Origin of the sequence: Acrocarpospora pleiomorpha, assembly GCF_009687885.1 — a bacterium.
Classification (GTDB): Bacteria; Actinomycetota; Actinomycetes; order Streptosporangiales; family Streptosporangiaceae; genus Acrocarpospora; species Acrocarpospora pleiomorpha.
This window is the reverse complement of record NZ_BLAF01000030.1, coordinates 23872-49362: the sequence shown is the minus strand read 5'-3', so window position 1 is coordinate 49362 and position 25491 is coordinate 23872. Positions and strand designations below refer to the sequence as shown.

Genomic DNA, 25491 nt, shown 5'->3' with positions numbered 1-25491 from the left:
CCGCCAGCCCACCCCCCGGTACGGCGACCGCCCCGCCGACCCCGTTGTCGGCCACCTCCACCACCACCCGCAGATCCTGCCTGCTGACGTGCACCCGCGCCTCGGTCGCCCCCGCGTGTTTGGCCATGTTGGTCAGCGACTCGGCCACGATGAAGTAGGCGATGCTCTCCACGGCCGGCGGCGGCCGCTCGGTGATCTCCACCGACACGTCCACCCGGACCGGGGCCCGCCCGGCCAGCGACGACAGCGCCGCGTCGAGCCCCCGATCCGTGAGGATCGCCGGATAGATCCCCCGGGCCAGATCGCGCAGCTCGGCGATCGCCGCCTTGGTGCCCGCGTGCGCGCTGGCCAGCAGTTCCCGGACCGCTTCCGGATCGGCGTCCATCTTGGCCTGCGCGCGCCCGAGATCGAGCGCCACCGCCAGCAACCGCTGCTGGGCGCCGTCGTGCAGGTCCCGCTCGATCCGGCGGCGCTCAGTCTCGGCCGCGTCCACGCCCCTAGCCCTGCTGGCCCGCAACCGGTCGGCCTTGGCTGCGAGGACCTTGGTCTCGTCGGCACCCAGCAGCAGCCGGGCCAGGGCGCCGTGGAGCCAGGCCAGGCCGCGTATCGCGTACAGACCGGCGAAGACCAGCGCGAATCCGAGGATCATCGCCGGAACGGCCTCGGCGACCGTGTCCACCTCGAACGCGCCGATCGTCAGCCACGCGTCGCCGAGCACGATCGGAATCGGGCCGATGATCAGCGTGAGCGAGACACACCAGAACACCACGGAGGCGACGAACTCCACCATCCCCACCGGGAACAGCAGCAACAGGTATCCCAGGTCCTTCCAGGTGGCCGGATCCCCGAATAACCACCCGACATGGTTCCAGAACCCCCGCTCCGGCCGCGGCCGGTAGGGATCCTCCAGTTTCACCCCGAACGACCACCGCACCAGCCGCCGCTCCAGCATGGCCGCCCACCGCCACAGGAACATGGTGAGCACCAGCATCGGCACCCCCACCCAGATCACCACGAACGCCACCGACACCGGAATCGCGAAGACCAGCCCGACGAAGTAGCACCCCCCGAGCACGATGCTCCCCAGCAGGTACGGCACCGCCCGCCAGGTGGCCGGATCGACCGCCACCCCGAGGGGCCCCCACCGGCCGAAAGGCACCCGCTCCCTGAGCGGGCCACGCTCCCCCGCACCCATGTCCGCCCACGGCGCGGACCCGCCTTCAGACGCCGTGCCTCTCTCGGCTGTGACCAGCGGCGATTCCCCGTGCGTGGCTCCTACGAAAGCCCCGGAGGGGCTTCCCCCATCCGCCGTCATCCTGTCACCTCCCGCAAACCCGGACATATGCAGAACATGCAGCATGGCAAGCTCGCCCAGCGCGGCGGAATGGAGCGAGCGGGCATCTCCACCCTGGGGCTGTCCCCAGGGCACACCCATGACAACCACATTCGAGGAGCCCGGGGGCCGACAACGTTACGGAGTTTCTTCCGGTGGCGCGTCCACATCAGGGCTCACCGCGAGGGAGACTCACGAAACCCCAGCACCCGGGCCCCAACTTCCACTGTCATGTCCACATCTGGGCGCATCGCGGGACGTGCTCACGGAACCCTGGGCAGCGAGCACCCAGGGCCATGACGTTGTGGAGCCTTTTCCGGTGTGCACGTGCACGTTTGGGCGCATCGCGGGAGCGTGCCCACGGACCCCGGGCAGCGAGCACCCAGGGCCATAACGTTGTGGGGACTCCTGGGCGCGTCGCAGGGCCGTACCCACGAAAAAGCCCCGGGTGGCGAGCACCCGGGGCGTCTCTCGGAGTGAGGCTAGTCGCGGTCGTTGCTGACGGTGGTCTTCTGGACCTGCATCAGGAACTCGGCGTTGGACTTGGTCTCCTTCATCTTCTCCAGCAGGAGTTCCAGCGCCTGCTGCATGTCGAGCGCGTGCAGCACCCGGCGCAGCTTCCAGACGACCTGGAGTTCCTCCTTGCCGAGCAGGATCTCTTCCTTACGCGTGCTGGAGGAGTCCACGTCCACGGCCGGGAAGATGCGCTTGTCGGCGAGCGAGCGGCTGAGCTTGAGCTCCATGTTGCCGGTGCCCTTGAACTCCTCGAAGATGACCTCGTCCATCTTGGAGCCGGTCTCCACCAGCGCGGTGGCCAGGATCGTCAGCGAGCCGCCGTTCTCGATGTTGCGCGCGGCGCCGAAGAACCGCTTCGGCGGGTAGAGCGCGGTCGAGTCGACACCACCGGACAGGATGCGCCCGGACGCCGGGGCGGCCAGGTTGTAGGCCCGGCCCAGACGGGTGATCGAGTCGAGCAGCACGACCACGTCGTGGCCCAGCTCGACCAGGCGCTTGGCGCGCTCGATGGCCAGCTCGGCGACCGTGGTGTGGTCCTCGGCCGGACGGTCGAAGGTCGAGTGGATGACCTCGCCCTTCACCGACCGCTGCATGTCGGTGACCTCTTCAGGACGCTCGTCCACCAGGACGACCATCAGGTGGCACTCGGGGCTGTTGCGGGTGATCGCGTTGGCGATGGCCTGCAGCACCATGGTCTTGCCCGCCTTGGGCGGGGAGACGATCAGACCACGCTGGCCCTTGCCGATCGGCGAGACCATGTCGATGATCCGCGTCGTCATGATGTTGGGCTCGGTCTCCAGGCGGAGCCGCTCCTGCGGATACAGCGGGGTGAGCTTGTTGAAGTCGGGCCGCTGCCTGGCCTGGTCGGGCTCCATGCCGTTGACCGTGTCCAGGCGGACCAGCGCGTTGAACTTCTCCCGGCGCTCGCCCTCGCGGGGCTGGCGGACCGCCCCGGTGATGACGTCGCCCTTGCGCAGGCCGTTGCGGCGGATCTGGGCGAGCGAGACGTAGACGTCGTTGGAGCCGGGCAGGTAGCCGCTGGTCCGGACGAAGGCGTAGTTGTCCAGGATGTCGAGGATGCCGGCGATCGGGATGAGGACGTCGTCCTCGCTCACCACGGGCTCGTTGCTGTCGCCGAAACGGTCCCGGCCACGGCGGTTGCGCTCCCGGAACCTGCCGCGACGGCCGCGCGGGTCGTCGTCCTGGCCAGGCCCGCCCTGGCGGTCCTGGCGGGTGTCCTGACGGTCACGGCCCCGGTTGTCGCCGCTGTCGGCCGCGCGCGTGTCGATCCGCTCGGTGCGATCGTTACGGTCGCCCCGGTCGGTGCGGTCGCTACGGTCCGTGCGCTCGGTGCGCTCGGTGCGGTCCGCACGGTCGGTGCGGTCGCCCCGGTCCCCGCGGTCACGGCGGTCGCCGCGCTCCCCACGGTCGTTGCGGTCGTTGCGGCCCCGGCGCTCGCGGCGGTCGTTCATCCGCTCGCCCCGGCTGTCGCGGGAGTCACCCTGCGTGACCTCAGTCTGCGCGACCTGAGCCTGGGCGGCCTGAGCGGCCTGCGGCTCGGGCGCGGACTGCGCGACGACGGGCTGGGCCGCGACCGGCGCGGCGGACTGGACGGCGGGCTGGGCCGCCGGAGCGCTGTCCACGCGCTCCAGAGCGACGGGTTCCGGCTCCGGGCGAGGCTCGGCGACGGGCAGCGTGGCCTGCTCGGGAGCGGCGGTGGCCCGGGAACGTTCCCGGCGGGCACGGGTGGGGCGCTCAGCCGGCGCCGGTTCCGCCGGCTTCGCCTCCGCGGGTGCCGCGGCCCCCCCCTGCTTCTCCTGGATGGCCGCGATGAGCTGGCTCTTGCGCATCCGTCCGGTGCCGCTGATGCCGAGGCCGGTGGCCATGGCCTGCAGCTCGGGCAGCACCATGGCGGACAGGCCGGTGCCGGAGCGACGACGCGGCGAGCGCGCCGCGGCGGCGGTGGGGGCGTCGCCGGCGGGTGCGTCGGCGAGGAGTTCGGTGGTGTCGCTCAACTAATGGTCCTTCCCAGGGGTCGGGCGCCGGGCTTGTTCGTCCAGGCGTCCCGGTGGTGCGACCCGGCGGGACAGACCGGGTCGGGCTTCGCGAACCTCATGCATGGATCCCTCTGGGTACCGAGATTCACGAGCGGTAGAGGCCCGGGGGAATCCCCCCGGATTGCCACCACCGACCAGATGTCGAGGTGGTTCGAACGCGCATGTCTCCGAATACACCGCCCCTGACCGCGTGAGCGACTGGAGGAGGCAGATTCCGGGAAATCCCCACTGCTTCGGCAAAGCGAAGTGCGGAGATGTGCGAATGACAAGCACGCACCCAACACGGGGGCACCTGGTGCGGCTATCAGCCTAACATCACCAGCGCACACAGCTATTCCCTGAAGGTCGAAGAGGCATCAGCGTGTCTCAGGAAACTGAACGAACGCACCCACCGGGTCGACGTTCAGCGGCTGGATGTGCCAGTCACTACCCACTTCTGGCGCGATCAAATCCTGCGCAGATCCGGTGGAAAACGCAAGAATCGTCGGCCCCGCTCCTGAGACTACCGCGGGAACCCCGGCAGAGCGCAGACGTTCTACCAGGTCAGCGGCGCGCGGCATGGCGGGCGCGCGATATTTCTGATGAAGATAATCTTCCGTGGCGGTCATCAGGAGATCCGGGCGCCGGGTCAGCGCGTGCACCAGCAGCGCGGCGTTGGCGGCGTTGGCGGCGGCCTCGGCGTGCGGCACGGTGGCGGGCAGCAGGCCCCGGGCCGCCTCGGTGGACAGCCGGAAATCGGGAATCAGGACCACCGGCCGCACGTCCTCGTGCACGGGCAGAGTGACCGCCTTCGGCGTGCCCTGGGCGGTGTAGGCGATGGTGAAGCCGCCGTACAGGCAGGGTGCGACGTTGTCGGGGTGGCCCTCGAGCCGGGCGGCGAGTTCGAGGGCGCGCGCGTCGTCGAACCCGGGGGCGTCGGCGAGCGCGCGGGCGGCGAGCACGCCCGCCACGATCGCGGCCGAGGACGAGCCGAGGCCACGAGCGTGCGGGATACGGTTGCGGCAGCGCAGCCGGATGCCCTTTGGCTGGTCAACGCCGAGCGTGTCGAAGGTCTCCCGCAGGGTGGAGATGATCAGGTGGCCTTCGCCGGGGTCCACCTCCCCCGCCCCGTGGCCGTCGATCTCGATCTCGACGTCGTCTCCCGCGAGCTCGACCTCGACCTCGTCGTGCAGATCGAGCGCGAGTCCCAGGCTGTCGAATCCGGGCCCCAGATTGGCGCTGGTCGCGGGCACCCGGACCAGAACGCTCATTGGCATGCGTCTCCCCGTCAGGAAAGTTCCAGTGCGGCCGCCGCCGCGTACACGTCGATCGGGATGGTGACCGGGGCGGGCGCGCCCGAGATGGCCCAGTCCGGGTCCTTGAGGCCGTTGCCGGTGACCGTGCAGACGATCCGCTCACCGGGGTTGATCAGCCCCTGCTCGTGCGCCTGCAGCAGCCCCGCCACACTGGCCGCCGAGGCCAGCTCGACGAACACGCCCTCCCCCTGGGCGAGCAGCTTGTAGGCCGCCGCGATCTGCCGGTCGGTGACGGCCTGGATGTCGCCGCCCGACTCGTCCCTGGCCGCCGTGGCGAGCCGCCAGGAGGCGGGATTGCCGATCCGGATCGCGGTGGCGATCGTATGCGGGTGGGTCACCGGCGCACCGTTCACGATCGGCGCCGCCCCACTCGCCTGGAACCCCAACATTCTGGGGCGCTTGCTGGCCAGGCCATCCGCCGCGTATTCCTGGTATCCCATCCAATATGCCGAGATGTTACCCGCGTTCCCCACCGGGATGCAGTGCACGTCAGGCGCGTCGCCGAGGGCGTCCACGATCTCGAACGCGGCCGTCTTCTGCCCCTGCAACCGGTACGGATTGACCGAGTTGACCAGCGCGATCGGGTAGTTCTCGGCCAGCTTCTTGGTCATCTCCAGGCAGTCGTCGAACGACCCCTCGACCTGCAGCAGCTTCGCGCCGTGCACGAGCGCCTGGGCCAGCTTGCCCATCGCGATCTTCCCGCGCGGGACCAGCACGGCGCAGGTCAGCCCGGCCCTCGTCGCGTACGCCGCCGCGGACGCGCTGGTGTTACCGGTGGAGGCGCAGATGACCGCCTGCGCACCCTCCTCCACGGCCTTGCTGATGGCCATGGTCATGCCCCGGTCCTTGAAGCTCCCGGTCGGGTTGAGGCCTTCGACCTTAAGGTGGACCTCGCAGCCGACCAGCTCGGAGACCCTGCGCGCCGGGACCAGCGGCGTGCCGCCCTCCAGAAGGGTCACCACGGGCGTCGTCGAACTCACCGGAAGCCGGTCACGGTATTCCTCGATGAGGCCACGCCAAGCCCTGGACATGATCGCTCCTCCTGCGCGGCATCGCACGCGCGTGCTACCTGCGGTATTGGGAAAAGAGTCTAGGCCCAACAGACCAGGAGGCGGAGAGCGTTGTCCACCTGATGGGATGTGCGGACAGCCAGGGGGCGCTCTTAGAGAACTCCAAGGATTCTTGTCTAGTCTTGATCGATGACCGCCTGCTGACTGAGGGAGTTGTTTCAATTGTGACGGGCAACGTCGCCCGGCCGAGGATCCGCCACAACGACTACTCCCCGCTCGACCCTCCCGAGCTCGGCCATTGGACTCCAACGCTGCCAGTCAGTGTGGTCATACCCGCGCATAGCGGTCAGCACCGTCTAGATCTGACGCTCGCCGCTTTGTCCGCGCAAAGCTATCCGGATTCTTTGCTCGACGTCATCGTCGTGGACGACGCGAGCGACCCGCCCCTCCGCCTGCCCGAGATCCGGCCGGGGAACACCAGGCTGATCCGGTCGGCGCCGGACGGCTGGGGCCCGGCTCACGCGCTGAACACGGGCGTGGCGGTGGCGGAGGGTGCGGTGATCCAGCGCCTGGACTCCGACATGATCATCCACCGCGAACATCTGGAAGCGCTGCTGCGGTGGCACCACCTCACCGACTACGTGGTGACGATCGGCGCCAAGCAGTTCATCGAGGAGCCCGACGTCTCGCCGGCGGAGGTGCGCGACGCGGTCGCGGCCGATCGGCTGGAAACGCTGCTGGACCTGTCCCGAGCGGTGCCGAGCTCGACCGAGCGGACCATCGTCCGGTTGGACGGCCTCCGCCGGAGCCGCAATCCCTATCACGTGTGCACCGGGCCCACACTGTCGCTACCCCGATCGCTGTTCCAGGACGTGGGCGGGCTCAACGGCGCCGTCCAGCGCGGGGAGGACACCGAGTTCGCCTACCGGCTGGCGCAGGCGGGTGCGGTCTTCGTGCCGGATATGAAGGCGCGGGCGGAGCATCTGGGCCTGCCCTCGCAGCGGCGCAACCGGGCCACCTCGGTCCGCGCGGTCGAGCCCTTCCTGGCCAACCTGGTCCCGCTCCGCCGGGACCTGCGCAAGGACCGCGGCCGGATCTGGCGAGTTCCGTACGTGGAGGTGGTGATGGAGGTAGCCGGGGTCGCGGAGCGCGTAGTACGGCAAGCGGTGAACGCGGCCCTCACCGGCACCATCCACGACGTCCGGGTCACGCTGGTCGCGCCCTGGGCGGCGGTGGCCCCCGGACGCATGCCCGATCACGGCGGATTGGCTCTGGAGTTGCGCCTGCTGCTGGAGAGCCTGAGCGACGACCCGAGGGTCGCGCTGGTGGAGAACCTGGTCCCGAACGCGGCACCGGTGCCCTTCCGCCTTCGCTGTACGGCGGACACGCCGCTGGCGCCCACCACGCTCGAGCGAATGACCCGAGCGATGATCGACGGGCAGCTGGGCATGCTGCTGGTCAACTTCTCCGATGGGCGGCATGCCGTACTGGAGCGGACCGAAGCGGTGAATCGGGCGCGGCTGCTGGTGGAGCGGGGGGAGACGATCGCCGCCGTCGTGCACGAGACCTACGGGGTACGGCAGAGCCCGTCGTCCTCGTTCTGGCCCGCGCCGGAAGCCGAGGCGGAAGAACCCGCTGAAACGCCTGAGCCGGGTACGCCCCAGCGAAGGCCGATCAGAGAGAGACTGAACCCGTTTCTCCGGCAAGAACCGGACTTCTAGCTGCTTCGTTTTGAGTTCCGGTGACCTCGCAAAGAACGACCCCAGCACCCGATCCGCACATTATTGTTAGGAACCGTCCCATTTACCCCAGCGTGAAGGCCCCATCGATGCTTTCCTGGACTCGCCCGGCCCTTCTCGGACTCGGTGTCGTCGTGTTCGCCGGCCTGCTGACGCTGGTCATCGCGGGAAAGATCGATCTGCTGCGCGCCGTGGAACTCGCGGTGCTGCTGGGCGTGGCCGCGATGGGGCTACTCGCCCTGTGGATGATCCGCCGGGCCGACGGCAAGGTGCTTCGGCTGGATCGTAAGACGGTCAAGTTGCTCGAGCCGCTGGACAAGCGGATCGACGGGCTGCGCGCCGAGCTGAGCCGGGTCGCGGCGTCGGTGGAGTCGCTGGAGCGGGCGTTCCGGCATGCCGAGGAGCGACGGGCGGCAGAGGCGACCAGTGTGCTGGCGGCGCTGGGCGAGGACCGGGTCGAGGCGATGAGCCGCAGCGACCTGCACGCGAATCTGCTGATCGAGATCGGCGCCGAGCTGCGCGAGCGCCTCGCGCCCGCCGTGGACGCCATGGCGAGGGCGCCGCGATGACCGATCGGCTGGTGAAGCACCTGGAGCTCACCACAGGGCCGGACACCGTCGTGTGCACGATCGGCGTGGAGGACGTGCTGGCCGTGCAGGCGGTGGATCTGGACGCCATCCCGGTGGACACGGTGATCAGCGCGACCTCGCCGGCCTGGTTAGTGATCATCGCGCGGACGGTGACCGATCTGCGCCGTGCGGTGACCATGCACGCCATGCTGCCCAAGGCGACGCGGGTCACGGTGGCCGTCGCGCACCTGCCGCAACTGCGGCACGCGCCGCTCGCCCCGGCCTCCGAGCATCCGGACTGGCGCAACCTGCTGGACTGGCGGGTGCATCGCACGCCGGGGCGCGCCTGGGTGATCGAGGGGCGGTTCAGCGGGCCGGCCCACTCGGGTGAGGTGCTGCTGAGCGCGGCCCGCGCGTTCGGCGGACAGCGGTTCGAGACGCTGCCGCAGCCGGTGGTGGCGCTGGCCGGGCCCGGCTCCGCGCACTGGCGGCCGGGCGACCCGAACGCCACCCTGTCGCCCGTGGCTGGCCCGGTGCCTGAGCGGTCCGCCGCCCGGGGCGCCGACCTGGCCCTGCGGACGACCGGCCCGAACGCCGACGACGAGTGGGCGGATCCCGCCATCTCCGTCTTGACCAGGCCAGAACCGGCGAGCGTGGAATGGGCCAGCATCGGCGCACCCGGCGGGCACCGGATCGGCGCGGCGGTGGATCTGTCCACGCCGCTGTCGCTCCCGCCCGTGGACGAGCGGTCGGTGAACCCGGTCGGGTTCGTCTCACGGCCCGAGCTGGGCACGGTACGGCTCGCCCAGGACAACGGCCGCTGGGCCGTGCTGGCCGAGGACGGAGCGCTGGTCAGGTTCGCCGGTTCCGGCTGCGTGACCGACGCGGACCTGGCCCGGTTGCGGACCGTGCGCGACGTCCGGGTGGACTGGCGGCGGGCGCACACGGGACCGGTGTCGGCGGCCCGCGTGATCGCCGGGCTGGCCGCGGGCGGGGTGCCGATGACCGGTGAGCACGTGCCCACCTGGGGGCAGGGCCTGCTCGGCCCGGAACTGGTCCGGCTGCTGGAGAGCACGGTCGACTTCGACGACCCGATCGAGCGGGAGGCGCACAGTGTCCGGCTGCGCCGCACCGCCCTGGAGGTGCACGGAACCCGGGCGCGGTGGCGGCAGTTCGCGGCCGGGGCCGGGGTGCCGGTGCCCAAGCCGCCGACGGTGTCGGTCCTGCTGACCACCAACAGGCCGGACATGGTGGAGTTCGGGCTCGCCCAGATCGCCCGGCAGCGGGATGTGGACGTCGAGGTGATCCTCAATCTGCACGGAATTCCCGCCCCCGACGTTTCCGGCTTCCCGTTCCCGCTGACCGTCGTCCAGGCGGATCCGGCCGCGACGCTCGGCACCATTCTGAACGAGGCCGCCGCGCGCGCCTCAGGCAGCTTCCTGGCCAAGATGGACGACGACGACTGGTACGGGCCCCGGCACCTCGCCGACCTGCACCTCGCGCACCTGTACACCGGCTGCGATCTGACCGGCAGCCCCGCCGAGTTCATCTACCTCAAGCAGATCGACATCACGGTGCAGCGCTACTGGCACACCGAGACCTGGCAGCCGTTCGTGGCCGGCGGAACGATCTTCCTGCCCAGGAGCGTCCTGCACGAGGTCGGCGGCTTCCGCCCGCTCGGCCTCACCGAGGACGGGCAGCTCCTGGAGGCCGTACGGCGCGCGGGCGGCCGGATCTACCAGGCCCACGGCCTGAACTACCTGCTGCGCCGCGAGCCGTCGGCCCGGCACACCTGGCGGGAGCCGATCAACACTTTCCTCAACGACCGCACCGCCCGGCAGTGGCGGGGCTTCCGGCCCAACCCGCTGATGGAGCTGGACGGGACGCCATGAAGGCCGGCCAGCCGCGGGTGCGGTTCAACGACTACGGGATCATCACGCCGCCGGCGCTGGGGCGGTGGCGGCCGAGCCGTACCGTCAGCGTGGTCATCCCCGCCTGGCGGTGCCAGGAGAAGCTGGACCTGACGCTGGCCGCGCTGGCCGGGCAGAGCTATCCGGCGGACCTGATGGAGGTCGTCGTCGTGGACGACGGCAACACCCCGCCGCTGCGACTGCCCGAGATCATCCCGGCCAGGACCCGGCTGATCCAGAGCCGGCCGGGTGGCTGGGGCCGGGCCTGGGCCTGCCAGAGCGGCGCGGACGCCGCCGACGGCGAGATCGTCCACTGGCTGGACGCCGACATGATCCCGTTCAGGGAGCACGTCGAGGCGCAGCTGCGCTGGCACCACCTGGCCGACTACCTGGTGGTCATGGGCGCTCTCCGGTTCGCGCCCGAGCGGCTGCCGACCGCCCAGGAGGTGCACGCGGCGGTATCGGGCGGGCACGCGGACAAGCTCTTCGAGTGGGACCTGACCCAGCGCAACAACTGGTTCGAGGACTTCGCCGAGCGCACCGACAGGCTGCGCGACTGCCCGGTGGACGCCTACAACGTGCACATCGGCGCGACCGCCACGGTCTCCGCCGAGCTGCTGCGGGCGGCGGGCGGGATGGACACCTCGCTGGTGCTGGGCGAGGACACCGACCTCGGCTGGCGGCTCGCCCAGCAAGGCGCGGTGTTCATCCCCGACGCGGAGGCGCGGAGCTGGCACCTCGGGCCGGACACGGTGGCCCGGCGGGAGAAGGAGGTGAAGCGCTACAACTGGCCGCATCTGGCCGAGCGCATCCCCGAACTCCGCTGGCTGCGCACCCATCCCCGGCGGACCCGGCTGGTTCCGTACGTCGACGTCGTGGTGGACGTGGCCGGCCTGCCGTTCGAGGACGTGCGCGCCACGGTCGACGGCGTGCTCGCGGGCGTGCCGCACGACGTGACGGTCACCCTGGTCGGCCCGTGGAGCGAGCTGACGTCCGATCGCCGTTCGCCGCTGGACGACCCGCTGCTGGACCTCCGGCTGGCCCGGGCGAGCTACGAGAACGAGAGCCGGGTGCGGTTCACCGAGGTCGCCGCCGAGGTGTCGGCGCCCGCGATGTTCCGCCTCCGCCTCCCGGGCGGCTGGGTACCCGCGCCCGACACCCTGCAACGGCTCACCGCGCACGCCGACACCGACTTCGCCGGCGTGCTGAACGTGGTGCTCAGCGGCCACGCCGACCTCGTCTTCGCCCGCCTGGAGCGGACCGCGGCGATCAGCCGCGGCCTCCGGCTGGTCGGCCGGGACGAGGACCTCGACGACGTCGTGCACGCCATCTTCGGCGTCCGCTGGACCGACGGCGCGATGTGGGGTTTCGTGCCCGCCGCCGAAGCCGCGCCGCCGCGCGCGAACGCCGACGCCGCCAAGTGGGAGCGGGAGGCCGCCAAGTGGCGCGCTGAGGCGGTCAAGTGGAAGGCGACCGCGGCGGCGCAGAAGCAGGAGTCGGCCAAGTGGAAGGCGGAGGCGAACGAGTGGCGGCGCAGCGCCGTCCAGTTCCGCCGCGAACTGGGCCGCTTCCGGTTGCGAGAACGACGCTGGCGGCGGGCGATGCTGGCGCGGGCGCCGTTCCTCCGGGCGGTCAAGCGGGCCCTGCTGCCATGATCTCCGAGATCCGCGCCACCCTGGACGAGGTGCTGGTCGAGCGCGACCTGGCCGTCGCGGTGGTCGCCTGCGCCGGTTTCGACGAACCCGCCCAGCTGGTCGGCGGGCTCAGGGACAGCACCGTGCTGGTGAACCTGGACGAGCCGGTGCCCGAACTGCCCGCGGTGGCCGACGGGATCGCCGTCGTCGTCCGTACCCCCGCCGACCTGTCGTGGATCGCCGGCGGCACGCTCACGCTGCCTTCGTCGCGGCGGCAGGTCGTGCATCTCGTCGAGGCGCCGGCCTGGTGGCGCCCGCCGCTGCCGTTCGCGGCCGCAGGCTTCGCGACCCGGGCGCTGGGCTCGCTGCGGGCCGGCCGGCACGGCGACTCCGGCTGGATCCTCGAGGCGCACTTCTCCGCCGCCGTCCCCGCCGGGTGGCTGCTGCGCTCGCTCACCGCCTCCTCCCCGGCGTACGGCGAAGAGCCGCTGGTGGACCTGCGCTCGGCCAATCCGATCGGGTTCCTGGCCGAGCCGGAGCTGGGCCCGGTACGGCTGACCGTGCGCGACGGCGCGATCCTGGACGGGGCGACGCGGGTGCTGACCCTCCCCCGGTCCGGCCGTCTCGGCGAGAGCGACATCGAACGGCTCCGCCCGTTCCACTCGGTCACGGTGGACTGGCACGACGCCGAGCCGCTGGCCGCCGCCCGCCTGGTGGCCGGCCTGGCCGCCGCCGGGGTGCCGCTGCGCGCCGCCGACGTGCCCGCCGAGCAGCGCGCTCTACTGGGCACAGCGCTCTGCGAGCTGATCGAAACGGTGCCGCAGGACCTGCTCGCGCGGGAGGAACACAGCATCAGGCTCCGCCGGACGGCCCTGCTCGCGCACGCGGGCATCACCCGGCTCCCGAGCGTGTCGGTGCTGCTCGCGACCCGCCGCCCCGGCCTGGTCGGCTTCGCGCTGGCCCAGATCGGCGACCAGCGCGGCGTGGACGTGGAGATCATCGTGGCCGGCCACGGCTTCGACCCCGCCCCGCTGGCCGGCGTTGGGGTCACGACGCTGGAATGCGCCGGGAACGTGCCCCTGGGCGCGATGCTCAACCTGGCCGCCGAGCGCGCCTCCGGCGAGGTGCTGACCAAATGGGACGACGACGACTGGTACAGCCCCGACCACCTGCTCGACTTGAGCCTCGCGTCCCGCTACTCCGGCGCGGAACTCACCGGCACCCCCGCCGAACTGATCTACCTCGAAGGCCCCGATGTCACCGTCCGGCACCGCTGGCGGACCGAGACCCGGCAGGACTTCGTGGCCGGCGGCACCTTGTTCCTCCCTCGTACGGTCTTCGACGCCGTCGGCGGCTTCCGCCCGATCCCCAAGACCGTCGACGGCGAACTGCTCCGCGCGGTACGGCAGGCCGGCGGCCAGATCTACCAGGCGCACGGCCTCGGCTACGTCCTCCGCCGGGGGCGGCCCGAGCTGCACACCTGGCAGGAGGGCGACGACTACTTCCTGGACCGCGCGGTGTCCCGCTGGGACGGCCGGCGCTCGGCGTCCCACGCCTCCACCTCGGCCTCGTCCGCGCTGGACATCGCCTCGACCTGATCGGCCAACCGGGCCCGCACGCCGGCGGCCCAGCGCTCAGGCAGCTCGTCGAGGGCGGGGCGGTAGCAGCGTTCCAGCCAGGCCGTCCCGGCCTCGGTCGGGCGCAGCCGCTTCGCCACGTTGCCGAAGACGGTGGCGTCGGCGCCGGGCAGCCGGGCGACGCCGTACTCGATGACGGCCTGCGACGGGTACGGCGGCTCGCCCTGGAAGGCCTCGCCCGCCTGATCGGCCTGGGCGGTGATCCTCGGGTCGAGCGGCCGGCGGTCCAGGGCGCTGAGGATGAGCTGCTTGCGCAGGCACTTGTCGCAGCGCCAGCATGGCCCCGCCGGACCGCCGAGCAGGCACCAGCGGGCCAGGTCCCACAGCGGCGAGCGGCGGGCCAGCATCATGGTGGCGATCTCGGAGAGCCCGCCGACCGGCTGCATCATCGGCAGCCCGGCCCCCTCGAACGCCCGCCCCCACGGGCCGGCCGCGCTCCACTGGCGCTCGTCGGGCGTATACCGGGTGGCGTCGATCCGGTAGCGCCCGCCGAGGGTCGTGCCGAACGCGACCGCGCCGAGGTCGTACGCGCCGGCCAGCAGGATGGCGCCGACGGCGACGGCGTGGTGCTCGGGGAACATCGGCCAGGGCCGGGTCAGGAACTCCAGGTCGGAGCGGACCACCAGCACGTCGCGCCCGCGGTCGGCCGCCTGCCGGGAGAGCTGCTCCAGGACTTCGGACTGCACGTGCTTGGCCCGGTTCGGCACCGCGTCGTGCGGAACCCGCCGAAAGTGGATCAACGGGGCGTCGGGCAGGAGGGTGGCGGCGGCGATCGAGTCGGCGCCGCTGCTGTAGATGAGTGCCGCCCTGCTTCCCGCGTACCGGTCGGCGAAGTCGTCGACCGGGCCCGCGTCCACTCCCCAGCCCGCCGCGAGGCTCCGCGCGAAACCGGCCGAGATCGGCCGGTCGAAGGTGATCCGCGACTTCGCCCACGGGGAGACGATGGTCCACGCGGCGAGCGCGCGCAGGTCGGGGTGGACGTGGCCCGGGTCGGCCGGGAGGCTCACCTGGCAGGCGCCGGTGACCAGTTCCATCCGCTGCCCGTCCTGGCCGACGCCGGTCAACTCGTCCTCGGGGTCCAGCCGGAGCCGGAGCGTCCAGTCGCCGCCCGCTTCAGTCCATCCGACGCGCACGGTCGCCCTCCATCGTGTCGATCGCCTGCCATAACCGCAGATCCGCCTGGAGCAGGCGTTCCACCGAGTCGGCCGTGTCCCAGGCGAGCCAGTACGCCTGCTCCGCCCGGTGCCGTGCCTCCGCCAGCTCCACCGCCAGTTCCTCCGCCCGCGTGGCCAGATCCCGCGCCTGAGCGGCCAGTTCCGCCTCCCGTTCGGACAACCGTTCCTGCCGGGCGGACAGCTCCAGGTCGCGGGCCGCCAGCAGCCGGGTCAGCTCGGCGCGGGTCAGGTACCGCCGATCGAGCCTGGCCGCGAGCCTGCGGCCGAGTCTGCGAAGGATCACTCGCATGTGCCCTTTCCGGTGAACAACGCCGTTCCGATCCCCGGGAACCGGGTGGACGGCCAAGCCTGCTGGAGGGTGAAGCCCGCGCGCTCGACCGCCAGGACCCGCTCCGCCGCGGCCGGCGGCGCCACCGCGTCCAATGCTGCCCCGCGCCAGAGGACCCACACCCGTTCGCGACCGCAGAGCGCCCGGGTGATGCCGGTACGCTCCGGGTAGGTGAGCAGGCCGTCGAGGCGTGCCGTGCCGATCCGGAGCACGTCGTCGGGAAGCGTGCCCTCGCCGTAGTACACGAAGCCCTCCCTGATCGATTTGTGCGCGAACATCATCGCGTCGCCTGGCCGGGACCGGGCCCGCATGAGGTCGACCGCCGCCGGATAATCGTCGAGGTGGCCGTCCCTGGCCCGCAGCTCCTGGTGCGCCGGCCAGGCCAGGAACAGGACCAGGACGAGCGCGGCGGCCATCGCCGGGCGGCTGAACCTGTCCAGGGCCAGCCCGGCGAGCAGCGCCAGCGCGGGCGCCGCCACGAACGTGTAGCGGTCGACGTACATGGGGGCGACGGCGTAGGAGATGGCGAACAGCCCGAGCGGCGGAACGGCCAGCCACAGCCACAGCGGCCCGGTCCCCCGGCCGGCGGCGAGCGCGACCCCCAGAAGGAGGCAACCGGCGGGCCAGGACCCGGCCAGGTCCAGCGGGACCCTGGACAGGGTGCCGGCGTCGGGCAACGTGATCCAGGCGACCGCGCCGCGCTGCCCGAACGCGACGACCGCGAGCGCGACGCCGGGTAGCGCTCCCGCGGCCAGCCAGCCGAGCATCCGGGGCAGCACCTCGCGGCGGGACGGCGCGAACGCGACGGCGGCGAGGTGCGCGGGAATGACGAGCAGCGCCAGCAGGTGGGCGCAGCCCAGGACGGCCACGGCCAGCGCGTACGCGGCCCAGCGGGCCCGGCTTGCCGGCTTGTCCATGGCCCGGCTCAGCGCCCACATCGCGGCGACGGCCGCCGCCGCGGCGATCGCGTACGGCCGCGCGTTCTGGCCGTGATAGGCGACCGAGGGAAGCAGCGCGAAGACGGCGGCGGCGAGCAGCCCCGCCCGCGGCGTGCCCAGCCGCCGGCCGAGCGCGGCCAGCAGTCCCGCGCCGACGCCGATCGCGATCGCGGACGGCAGCCGCAGCCACCATTCTGCGGCGCCCGCCTTCATCCACACGTGCATGAAGGCGTAGTACGGCCCGAGGGCCGCGTCGATGTTGCCGACCAGCAGCCCGAGCCCGCGCCAGGACCGGTCAGCGGCGCTGACCGTGGCCAGCTCGTCGATCCAGAGCGAAGGCACCCAAGAACCAGCCCACGTCACCGCGAAAGCGATCACCCCGGCGGCCACGATCGGCCAGGACGCAACCCGTCGCCCAGCCACGATCTGGGGTGGGGACACCGCGAGCACGACCACTGGGAACCGTTTCGTCCGCCGAACCTATCGGGTGCCGTCAGGGGCGGCGGCAACCATCAGAGCAGACGATATAGGCAGCGACATACACGAACACACCTAGACTCTTCCTCCATGTCGGTCACTCTCGCCGAACCCCCCGTTTCCATGATCACGGACCAGCGCGCCTCCCGATTCTCCGTGGGGACGATCGCCACCCTGGCCGTGTGGGCGGCCGGCTCGGCGCTCGCTCTGCTGCTCCCGCGCTGGCTCGATCTGAGCCCGCTGAGCATCCAGGGCGCCGCGCTCCCGCTCGCCGTGGGCGGCCTGGTGATCGCCGTCGTCGTCGCGGTCGCCGCCCGGTGGCCCGGCCGAGCCGATCTGGTCGGCGGCGCGGCGGCGGGCCTGCTCGCCGCGTGGGTCCTGCTCACGCTGCGCACCGCCCTGTACGGCACACCCCACGGCTTCGGCACTCTGGCAGGCGACATGGGCCGCATGTCGGCCATGGCCACCCGCTTCTCGGAGACCCTCGCGAACGGGGACCCGCTCGGCGTCGGCGTGCCCTCGGAGTACCCGCCGCTGTTCCCCTGGCTGATCGGCCGCGCCTCGGCCCTGTCCGGCGTCCCCGCCTGGCGACTCCTCGGGTACGCCGAGATGATCTCCATGTCGGTCGCCGTCATCGCGGCCTACCTGCTCTGGCGACGACTGGTCAGCGCGCCGGTCGCCCTGGCCGTCACGGTCGCGGGCCTGGCGGGCTTCCACGACCCCGCGAAGGCGTTCGTGGTGGTGACTATCGCGGCTTTCGTCCCGTGGACCCTGCAGACGCTCTGGACCCCGCCGGCCGGGCGGCTGAACTGGCTGGTCGCCGGTGTCATCGGCGGGCTCATCATGTGCACCTATCTGGGCCCGTTCATGCTGTGCTCGTTCGGCCTGCTCGCGCTGCTGGCCCTGCTGCTGCGCGGGCCGGACCGGGGAGAGCACCTCCGCCACCTGCTGAAGGTCATCGCGGTGACGGTGGTCGTGTCCGGCTGGTACCTGCTGCCGTACGCGATCACCATCCTGACCAAGGGCGGGCAGACGGTCCAGGACCTTTACCCGACCGATGACCTGCTGGAGCCGCCGCCTCCGTTCGGCTCGCTGTCGCCGCTGTCCGCCCTGCAGATCATCGGCCTGGCCGGCGTGCTGTGGTACCGGCGGGCGGCGTGGTGGGCCACCCCGATGTTGTGCCTGATCGCGGGCCTCTACCTCTACCGCGCGGTGATGCTGGCCCGGTTCACGGTGGACGGGCACACGATGTTGGCCCACTACACGTCCCGGATGCTGGGGCCGATCCTGGCCGTCTGCGGGGTGCTCACGATCATCCTGCTGGCGGGCGCCCTGGCGCGACGGCTCGCCCGCCCGCTGCCGCGCGGCCTGGGGCTGGCCGGGGCGACCGTCCTGGTCATCTGGACGATGTTCACCACGATCGGGTCCTGGATGCCCAACCGGGACGCCCTCACCGGCGCCGCCCCGAACAGCGCCGCCGTCGCCCACCTGCAGCCCTTCCCGGACGGCAGGCTGCCCCGATTCGCGGTCGCCGAGCACGCCGCGGACGGATTCCCGGCGACCCAGGTGGCCAAGGCGGTGGCCCGGACCCTGCCCGCGGACCGGCGGCCGGTGACGCTCGCCGTCGACGAGCGGCTCTTCGCCTCCGTACCGTGGCCCGGCTACCTGGCGGTGGACCGGACCGCCGCCAACAGCATGGCCCGCTGGGACGACCGGCACGCCGAGGTCGCCCGGCTCGCGACGATCCTGGACCCGGCGGCGTTCGCCGCGGCGTCGACCACGTTCGGGACCATCGACGTGTTCGTCCTATGGAACGAGGGAGACGTCTGGTCCTGGAAGGACGTGGACTTCCGTCCCGCGCAGTTCGACCCCGCCATCTTCGCGATCACCACCAAGCTGCCCGACGGCCTGGTCGTGGCCACCCGGAAGAGCTAGGCCGCTTCGTCACCTTCCGCCCGCATCATGCTCGCCAAGAGGCCCCGGTCGCTATTGACTCTCCATCGCGGGCCTGCCGGTCTACTGCGCCGTGACCACGTCGCGACTTGGAACTTTCGCTCGATCGTGGGGCCCGACAGGACCGCGCGGAAATCGCGCGGATCGCGGTATACAACGCAACGTTGTCAGCCTGCGACGCCATGACCAACGGGCCAGATCGACAACCTTACCGAACGTCGTTCGGGAAGGTTTGCTCATCCAGAGCCACCTGCGCGATCCCGAGAGATCGGACATTGGGGTTCTTGAGCAGGTCGGCCGCAGCGCCCATATCCGACATTTTCATGATTACGCCGCGAAGTTTTCCCTGCTTTGCCAACACTCTCAGCTCGACGAGGTCCAGCCCCAGTTGAGCGAGAACACCCCTGTCCGATTCATGGAGAAGCGAAACCCATTGCCGGAACTGAGCGGTCGCAGAAAGTTCGTTGCAGCGAGGCAGAGCAACCTCCTCGCAGGAGCTGTTGTTTCTCCACGAGACAGGCTTGCGCCCCTCTCCGGTATAGAACAGGACATTCTGCGTCGGGACCGAAACGGGATTCTTTCATAGACGAACTCCCCCGCGGACGGGGGTGGAGAGACCTGGAGAACAAGCCTTCCAGGTCTCTCCACCCCCGACTACAGTAGCTGTTATGTCTTCTCCGTCGGACTAGCCGCAGAACCTGCGAAGGGTTCCGTAGGCGGAACCGTTGTACTTCTCCCAGTCGCACTTGAGCCTGACGTAGGTATCCGTGCTCTTGCCCTTAGCCCACATCCCGGCGAACTCCGGTTACCGGACCAACCAGCCTCAGGGCACGGTGTCCAACTGGATCACACCCGCGAGATAGGCGGCACGAACGTGTGGATTGCGTACAATCTCCAGCGCGCCTCCTGGCTCCACCCAGTCGATCATCAGTCCCGAGATCCGCCCATCGTTGGCGGCGCTTTGCATCTCCGCCAGCTTGAACGCTTTCCCGGTCAGTGCTTGGCGCTGTGCCGGACTAAGGCTCTCCAACCAGGCACGGAACTGCTCGGCATCATCTGTTCCATCACAGGCCTGCGTATGGACAGGACCACAGTTGTCCCCCGACCATGACAGGGGAAGATCCGCCGGCCCGATGGTCGAGAACAGTACTCTACTGGCCACGTTATCGAGGTCCGCCGACTCCATCTCATCGCTCGTCAGCGGCTTGTCCAGCTCCGCGATGAGAGCGACCCCGTATTTCCGGTGGTCCAGGCCCGATGTGGATATCGCCTTGTCGAGACCGTCCAGGAAACGCTCAAGCTTACGGCGCTCGCGGACCGGTCTCCCGGTTCCCTTCAGGTACCCCTGTCGGAACACCTCGGTGGCGGCCGAGTCCCGTACCGTGACAAGGTCGTGGTTTCCTCCTGTGTTCGGGTCGAGAGTCACCGTCGTCGGGGACGTCCCCAGACCGTTGGGAATCGGGACCAGGTCGACCGAGACGGCCGCCGGCGCATCCGTGGGAAGGGTGTTGGCCGGCTCACTGTAGTCAGTGAGAAGATCCGACCCGTAATCCGGATGAACGACAGCCAAGGCGATCCCGTAGGCCGAGTACAGCTCCGCCCACTCGTCACGCGTGAGCTCCCGACCTTCATTCGCACACGAGGTTGCGAGGACCAAGAGAGCGGCAAGCGGAACGGCGGCGAGGTTCCGCAGTCGTAAGAGCATCGTTTCTACCATCCATCGAACGGTCAAGCCCGCCCAGGCCTACACCGCCATCTCATGCCGCAGAATAAGGAGCTCCACGTCCTTGGAGGCGTCGCTACGGGCCAGCAGGCTCAGCCAGCCCGCAACCTTGACGAAGATCAGATACGGCAGACGAAGGCACACAATAAGGGATGATAACCGCAGGCCAACCGCACCGTACACGCGTATTGGCACACCACAGGAATCGCACCCTTATCATTTCCCGTCTGGCACCAAGCGAATAGTTCGAACTTCGGGATTATTTAAGAAATGGAGTAGCTGGCCCTTGGTGCTCCAGCTTAGAATGAAGCCATAGACGTTGGCCTCCTCTGCCGCATGGCGTAACGCCGAGAGAGTGAGTCCAAATTTGCGAAGATTTGGTTCGTCGTACCCTCTTAACAAGGACACCCATTCGCGAAATTGTCCTACAGAAGACGCCTTGTCGCAATTTCGAAGAGTGCCGTCGCCACAGTTGTCGAATCCAGACCACCAGTAGAGCGGCTTTCCCGATGTTTCCTGTATCGGCGAGAGGAGGATGAATTCGTCGTCATCACGTGACAGCTTTGGATTGACACTGCGCCGAAAATCTGCTTCACTCAACGAATTCACAAGCTCCACTATAGCCGTTGGTCGGCTATTGTCGGCTAATTCAATTATCGCCGTCTTGGCCTTGCTCTTCTCGGCCACCGACTCCCCTGTACCTCCTCGGAATTTGGCCAACACGGCAGTCATCGGTTTGGCTGGTAGTTGAGCGGCGCCGATAAGGCGACCCCATGGGGATTGAGCTAGCCGAATATTGGTCGATTCTAATTCATTTCCGAGCGCACGGGCCGGGACTAACAAAGAAAGGGAAATGGGAGTACGCTCGACGTCCGTGTATGGGCCCCGGCGGACCAGATACTCCGGGGAGGTTACTTGTAAGGCATTTCCGAGCACGAGCCTCATTCTCTCGGTGCGATACTCGGAGTATTGCAGGCTTAAACCAAGCGTGACCATTAAGCCGGTGAGGGCAATTACCGAACCCAAGACCAACCTGCGCCGCAACTTATTGCGCCGACGCACTTCGCTGATCATTCTCCCTCCTTAAGGTCCAGGACTACCCATTTGCCGATGCAACCGATAGCCGTTCTTCCCTCTGCGATCGCCGCCCGGAGCTGCGCGTCCGGATCGTCCGGCTTTGGGAAGGCGGTTGTTGACGGCGCAGACGCCATGGCGGGCGCCGGGCTCTGACTCGGTTGCGCATCGTCCGCAGCCACCGACACGGCCATGCTCCTCGGCAGCATCGCGCCGACATGGCAAGTTTCCGGCCGCCGAAGGACCGGTCCCATTGCCAGGCCGCTGAAGCTGGCCTTGGACTCAACTAGACGTCCTGGTATTGAGGTCGCCGGCACCTGCAGCACCAAACCTGGCAGCACATCTGGCTGATGCCGATGGCCAGGCTGACCCACCGGCGCAGGGACCTCGTACTGGACGGCTTCGCCGGGGACGTGGTGTTCCGCGCCAAGGACTACTACGCCGACGTGGTCGCGGCCCCGGACCATGCCACCGCGCGCCAGATCATGTACTGGCTCACCGCATACGACTCCTGGCTGGTCTCCAGCCCGTGGCCGTACGTCACGATGGTGGTGGTGTGACCTGGTAGATCTGGAGCACCCCGTCCGGGTCTCGAACGCCGTCCGCCACGTCTCGGGGATCTGGAGTGGTGATCCGAAGACGCGGAAGGCGCGGGTGGGGCACATCGAGCAGATGGTCCCACACCGAGCGCCCACGTCACAGCTAACGATTCCCGCACCAATGACACCGCGAAGATTCTGGTGCTAAACGCATAAAGCCCGCTAGGCCGTCTCGTCGCCTTCCACCCGCATCACGCTCGCCACCGCCCGGACGATGTCCAGGTCGCGGAGCCGCTCCACGGTCAGCGACAGCGCCGCGTCGCTGGCCCGGTGCGTGACGAGCACGAGTTGCGCGTCGTCCCCCCGGCCCTCCTGCCGGACCGTCTGGATCGACACGTCCTGCTGGGAGAACACGTCGGCCACGGTAGCCAGGACGCCCGGCTTGTCGGCCACGTCGAGCGACACGTGATACCGCGTCACCGTCTCCCCGACCGGATGCACGGCAAGGTCGGCGTACACCGACTCGGACGGCCCGCGCGTGCCGGCCAGGCGGTTGCGGGCCACCGCGACCAGGTCGCCCAGCACCGCCGACGCGGTGGGCGCCCCGCCGGCGCCGGCGCCGTAGAACATCAGGCGACCGGCCGACTCCGCCTCCACGAACACCGCGTTGTACGCCTCCCGCACCCCGGCCAGCGGATGCGACCTCGGGATCATCGCGGGATGCACGCGGACGCCGACCGAGCGGCCGTCGTCGGAGCGGGCGCAGATCGCCAGCAGTTTGATCACGTAGCCCATCGCCTTGGCCGAGGCGACGTCGGCGGCGGAGATCTCGGTGATGCCCTCGCGGTACACGTCCGCCGCGGTCACGCGGGTGTGGAAGGCGATCCCGGCCAGGATGGCGGCCTTGGCGGCGGCGTCGAAGCCCTCCACGTCGGCGGTCGGGTCGGCCTCGGCGTAGCCGAGCGACTGCGCCTCCTCCAGGGCGTCGGTGAAGGACGCGCCGGAGGAGTCCATCTTGTCGAGGATGTAGTTGGTCGTGCCGTTGACGATGCCGAGCACCCGGTGCACCCGATCCCCCGCCAGCGACTCGCGCAGCGGCCGGATCAGCGGGATCGCCCCGGCGACCGCGGCCTCGAAGTAGAGGTCGGCCCGGTTGGCGGCGTGCACGGTGGCGCCGTCCTCGGCCAGCAGCGCCTTGTTGGCGGTGACCACCGACTTGCCGCCCGCCATCGCGGCCAGGATGAGCGACCTGGCCGGTTCGATGCCGCCGATCACCTCCACCACGATGTCGACGTCGTCGCGGGTGACCAGGGCGTGCGCGTCGGTGGTGAGCAGCGACTCGGGCACCGCCACGTCACGTTTTCGGCCCAGCTTGCGCACGGCCACCCCGGCCAGCTCCAGCGGCGCGCCCACCCGGGCCGCCAGGTCGTCGGCCTGCTCGGTGAGCAGCCGCACCACCTGGGAGCCGACCACGCCACAGCCCAGCAGGGCGACCTTCAGCGGTTCGCTCACAACTGCCCCCTCAGCAGGTCTTCCTCGGTCTCGCGCTGGACGATCACGCGGGCCTGGCCGCCGGACACCGCGACCACCGCGGGCTTGGGCAGATAGTTGTAGTTGTTGGCGAGCGAGCGGCAGTACGCCCCGGTGCCCGCGACGGCGATGAGGTCGCCGGGGGCCAGGTCGGCCGGGAGGTAGAGGTCGCGGATGACCATGTCGCCGCTCTCGCAGTGCTTGCCGACCAGGCGGGACAACATCGGGGCCGCCTCGCTGGACCTGGAGGCCAGGCGGGCGGTGTATTCGGCGCCGTACAGCGCGGTGCGGATGTTGTCGCTCATGCCGCCGTCGACGCTGACGTAGGTGCGCAGGCCCTCGACGTCCTTGACCGTGCCCACCTCGTACAGCGTGATCCCGGCCAGGCCGGTGATCGAGCGGCCCGGCTCGACGGTGAGGCGGGGCAGCGGCAGCCGGGCGGAGGCGCAGACGTTCGCCACGATCTCGCGCAGGCTCTCGGCGATCAGCTTGATGTCGGGGGCGTCGTCGCCGTCCAGATACGGGATGCCGTAGCCGCCGCCCAGGTCGAGTTCGGGCAGCACGACCCCGTGCTCGTCCTTGATCTGGGCGAGCAGGCCGGCCAGCCGCCGGGCGGCCACCTCGAAACCGGCGGTGTCGCTGATCTGGGAGCCGATGTGCGAGTGCAGGCCGACCAGTTCCAGCGAGGGCAGCGCCAGCACCCGGCGGACCGCCTCGGCTGCCGCGCCGCTGTTCAGCGAGAGGCCGAACTTCTGGTCGTCGTGGGCGGTGGCGATGAACTCGTGGGTGTGCGCCTCCACGCCGACCGTCACCCGGATCATGACCTTGGGGCGCACGCCGTGCTTGTCGGCCAGGTAGCCGAGGCGGGCGATCTCCTCGAAGGAGTCGGCCACGATGTGCCCGACCCCGGTGACGACGGCACGTTCCAGCTCGGCCGCCGACTTGTTGTTGCCGTGCATGGTGATGCGCTCGGGCGGGAAGCCGACGCTGAGCGCCACGGCGAGCTCGCCCGCGCTGCACACGTCCAGGCCGAGGCCCTCCTGCATGATCCAGCGGGCCACCTCGCGGCACAGGAACGCCTTGCCCGCGTAGTGCACGTCGCCGTCGTGGAAGGAAGCGCGGTAGTCGCGGCAGCGGGACCGGAAGTCCTCCTCGTCCATCACGAGGAGCGGGCTGCCGTACTTGGCCGCCAGGTCGCGGACGTCCACGCCGCCGATCGTGATCGTGCCGTCGATTCGCTCGGACGTTCGCGGCCAGAGCGCCGGGTTGAGGGCGTTCAGGTCGGCGGGAGCGTGCGGCGGGCGTTCTTCTGGCAGCACTTCGGCGTGCCTGTCACCGGCCGGATGGGCGAATCGACTCACCTGAACGAGGTTATCGGACTCGCCACCCCGGATGAGACGGTTGCCCAGGTGCCGAGACGCTACATGCGGTCGGGCGGAACCTCCGCCGACAGCGCCCCCAGCACGACCCGCACGGCGCGGGCCAGCCAGAGCCGCGCGGTGTGCACCTCCCCGGCGGGCTCGTCGCCGACCGGAGTCGCCGGGGCCCGCTCATGCGCGTCGTGGTACGCCCCTGCCAGCCGTTCCGCGAACGCCTCCCAGCGCGGATCGCGGCTGCTCCTGCGGCTGGGCAGCTCGGCCAGCATGCGCAGCACGCCCCGATCTTCCACGCCATCCAGCAGCTCCGGCCGGAACCCGCTCATCGGAACCTCGAGCTGCGCCCCCCACCGCGCCACCGCCACCGCCCGCGAATACGCATATTTCACGACAAATCCGGGGTTGTCCCATGTCCGTGGATGGTCGGGCCAGGTGCACGAAGCCAGGTGCGGCAGCTCTTCGAGTTCCGCGACGTGCTCGCCGGGAAGCGTCACCGTCACCAGCAGCAGCCCGCTCGGCTGGATCTCGACGTCCGCGATCCCGTCTGTCGCGCGCAGGTCCTCAACGGAGACCCCGGCCCGCGCCAGGGGCGAGATGTATTTGGCCGCCTCCGCCCATGTGCCCACCGGGGTGGGGGGATAGCCAAGGAGGGCGCCAAGCCGATCAGGAGTCACCGGA

Annotated in this window: 20 protein-coding genes; 7 read left to right on the top strand and 13 right to left on the bottom strand. The window is 70.1% G+C overall.

The window, feature by feature from the left end; all coding sequences use genetic code 11:
• The 4 genes from Aple_RS25910 to thrC all read right to left on the bottom strand — a co-directional run.
• On the bottom strand, positions 1-1159 hold a 1159-nt coding region (locus Aple_RS25910), incomplete at its 3' end, for a sensor histidine kinase (RefSeq protein WP_246264777.1).
• Positions 1160-1815: 656 nt separating this feature from the next.
• Complete coding sequence (rho, locus tag Aple_RS25905) at positions 1816-3864, bottom strand: transcription termination factor Rho (RefSeq protein WP_155347307.1); 2049 nt, start codon at positions 3862-3864, stop codon at positions 1816-1818.
• A gap of 398 nt (positions 3865-4262) precedes the next feature.
• Entirely contained in the window at positions 4263-5156 is an 894-nt protein-coding gene (thrB, locus tag Aple_RS25900) for a homoserine kinase (protein WP_246264776.1), read from the bottom strand.
• Positions 5157-5173: 17 nt separating this feature from the next.
• Complete coding sequence (gene thrC, locus Aple_RS25895) at positions 5174-6232, bottom strand: threonine synthase (RefSeq protein ID WP_155347305.1); 1059 nt, start codon at positions 6230-6232, stop codon at positions 5174-5176.
• Between the two features lie 203 nt (positions 6233-6435).
• Here thrC and Aple_RS25890 point away from each other — a divergent pair, with 203 nt between their 5' ends.
• The 5 genes from Aple_RS25890 (at position 6436) to Aple_RS25870 (ending at position 13661) form a co-directional block, all read left to right on the top strand.
• Entirely contained in the window at positions 6436-7932 is a 1497-nt protein-coding gene (locus Aple_RS25890) for a glycosyltransferase family 2 protein (RefSeq protein ID WP_281361615.1), read from the top strand.
• A gap of 107 nt (positions 7933-8039) precedes the next feature.
• Positions 8040-8519: a hypothetical protein gene (locus tag Aple_RS25885; protein WP_155347303.1), complete on the top strand. Its 480-nt coding sequence runs from the start codon at positions 8040-8042 to the stop codon at positions 8517-8519.
• On the top strand, positions 8516-10411 hold the full coding sequence (locus Aple_RS25880) for a glycosyltransferase family 2 protein (protein WP_155347302.1): 1896 nt from the start codon (positions 8516-8518) through the stop codon (positions 10409-10411). Before Aple_RS25885 ends, Aple_RS25880 begins: the two co-directional genes overlap by 4 nt.
• The gene (locus Aple_RS25875) at positions 10408-12084 is read left to right on the top strand and encodes a glycosyltransferase (protein WP_155347301.1); all 1677 of its coding nucleotides are present in this window, start codon (positions 10408-10410) and stop codon (positions 12082-12084) included. The genes Aple_RS25880 and Aple_RS25875 overlap by 4 nt, the downstream gene beginning before the upstream one ends.
• The gene (locus Aple_RS25870; protein WP_155347300.1) at positions 12081-13661 is read left to right on the top strand and encodes a glycosyltransferase family 2 protein; all 1581 of its coding nucleotides are present in this window, start codon (positions 12081-12083) and stop codon (positions 13659-13661) included. Before Aple_RS25875 ends, Aple_RS25870 begins: the two co-directional genes overlap by 4 nt.
• Here the strand turns inward: Aple_RS25870 and Aple_RS25865 are convergent.
• Genes Aple_RS25865 through Aple_RS25855 form a run of 3 tightly spaced genes read right to left on the bottom strand, consistent with a single transcriptional unit; the run spans position 13562 to position 16483 of the window.
• Positions 13562-14833 carry a DUF6395 domain-containing protein gene (locus Aple_RS25865; RefSeq protein WP_174889878.1) on the bottom strand — a complete coding sequence of 424 codons (1272 nt, stop codon included), beginning with the start codon at positions 14831-14833 and terminating at the stop codon, positions 13562-13564. The two genes, Aple_RS25870 and Aple_RS25865, sit on opposite strands and share 100 nt — an antisense overlap.
• Positions 14814-15164, bottom strand: a complete 351-nt coding sequence (locus Aple_RS25860; protein ID WP_155347299.1) for a hypothetical protein — start codon at positions 15162-15164, stop codon at positions 14814-14816. Before Aple_RS25860 ends, Aple_RS25865 begins: the two co-directional genes overlap by 20 nt.
• Positions 15155-16483: a glycosyltransferase family 39 protein gene (locus tag Aple_RS25855; RefSeq protein WP_155347298.1), complete on the bottom strand. Its 1329-nt coding sequence runs from the start codon at positions 16481-16483 to the stop codon at positions 15155-15157. The genes Aple_RS25860 and Aple_RS25855 overlap by 10 nt, the downstream gene beginning before the upstream one ends.
• Before the next feature lie 225 nt (positions 16484-16708).
• Here Aple_RS25855 and Aple_RS25850 point away from each other — a divergent pair, with 225 nt between their 5' ends.
• A complete protein-coding gene (locus tag Aple_RS25850; RefSeq protein ID WP_155347297.1) occupies positions 16709-18553 on the top strand; it encodes an arabinofuranosyltransferase in 1845 nt (614 codons plus the stop codon).
• An 841-nt stretch (positions 18554-19394) separates the two neighbouring features.
• On the opposite strand, the gene Aple_RS25845 is transcribed toward Aple_RS25850, so the two are convergent.
• The 3 genes from Aple_RS25845 to Aple_RS25835 all read right to left on the bottom strand — a co-directional run bounded on the left by Aple_RS25845 (position 19395) and on the right by Aple_RS25835 (position 21368).
• The gene (locus Aple_RS25845) at positions 19395-20288 is read right to left on the bottom strand and encodes a hypothetical protein (RefSeq protein WP_155347296.1); all 894 of its coding nucleotides are present in this window, start codon (positions 20286-20288) and stop codon (positions 19395-19397) included.
• Between the two features lie 27 nt (positions 20289-20315).
• Complete coding sequence (locus Aple_RS55645; protein ID WP_281361614.1) at positions 20316-20438, bottom strand: hypothetical protein; 123 nt, start codon at positions 20436-20438, stop codon at positions 20316-20318.
• A 72-nt stretch (positions 20439-20510) separates the two neighbouring features.
• Positions 20511-21368: a hypothetical protein gene (locus Aple_RS25835; protein ID WP_155347295.1), complete on the bottom strand. Its 858-nt coding sequence runs from the start codon at positions 21366-21368 to the stop codon at positions 20511-20513.
• 356 nt (positions 21369-21724) lie between these two features.
• Here Aple_RS25835 and Aple_RS25830 point away from each other — a divergent pair, with 356 nt between their 5' ends.
• Positions 21725-21928: a hypothetical protein gene (locus Aple_RS25830; RefSeq protein WP_155347294.1), complete on the top strand. Its 204-nt coding sequence runs from the start codon at positions 21725-21727 to the stop codon at positions 21926-21928.
• A gap of 201 nt (positions 21929-22129) precedes the next feature.
• On the opposite strand, the gene Aple_RS25825 is transcribed toward Aple_RS25830, so the two are convergent.
• Genes Aple_RS25825 through Aple_RS25815 form a run of 3 tightly spaced genes read right to left on the bottom strand, consistent with a single transcriptional unit; the run spans position 22130 to position 25487 of the window.
• On the bottom strand, positions 22130-23419 hold the full coding sequence (locus Aple_RS25825; protein WP_246264774.1) for a homoserine dehydrogenase: 1290 nt from the start codon (positions 23417-23419) through the stop codon (positions 22130-22132).
• Positions 23416-24798 carry a diaminopimelate decarboxylase gene (gene lysA, locus Aple_RS25820; protein ID WP_155347293.1) on the bottom strand — a complete coding sequence of 461 codons (1383 nt, stop codon included), beginning with the start codon at positions 24796-24798 and terminating at the stop codon, positions 23416-23418. Before lysA ends, Aple_RS25825 begins: the two co-directional genes overlap by 4 nt.
• Positions 24799-24857: 59 nt before the next feature.
• Complete coding sequence (locus Aple_RS25815; RefSeq protein ID WP_155347292.1) at positions 24858-25487, bottom strand: DALR anticodon-binding domain-containing protein; 630 nt, start codon at positions 25485-25487, stop codon at positions 24858-24860.
• Positions 25488-25491: the final 4 nt, after the last annotated feature.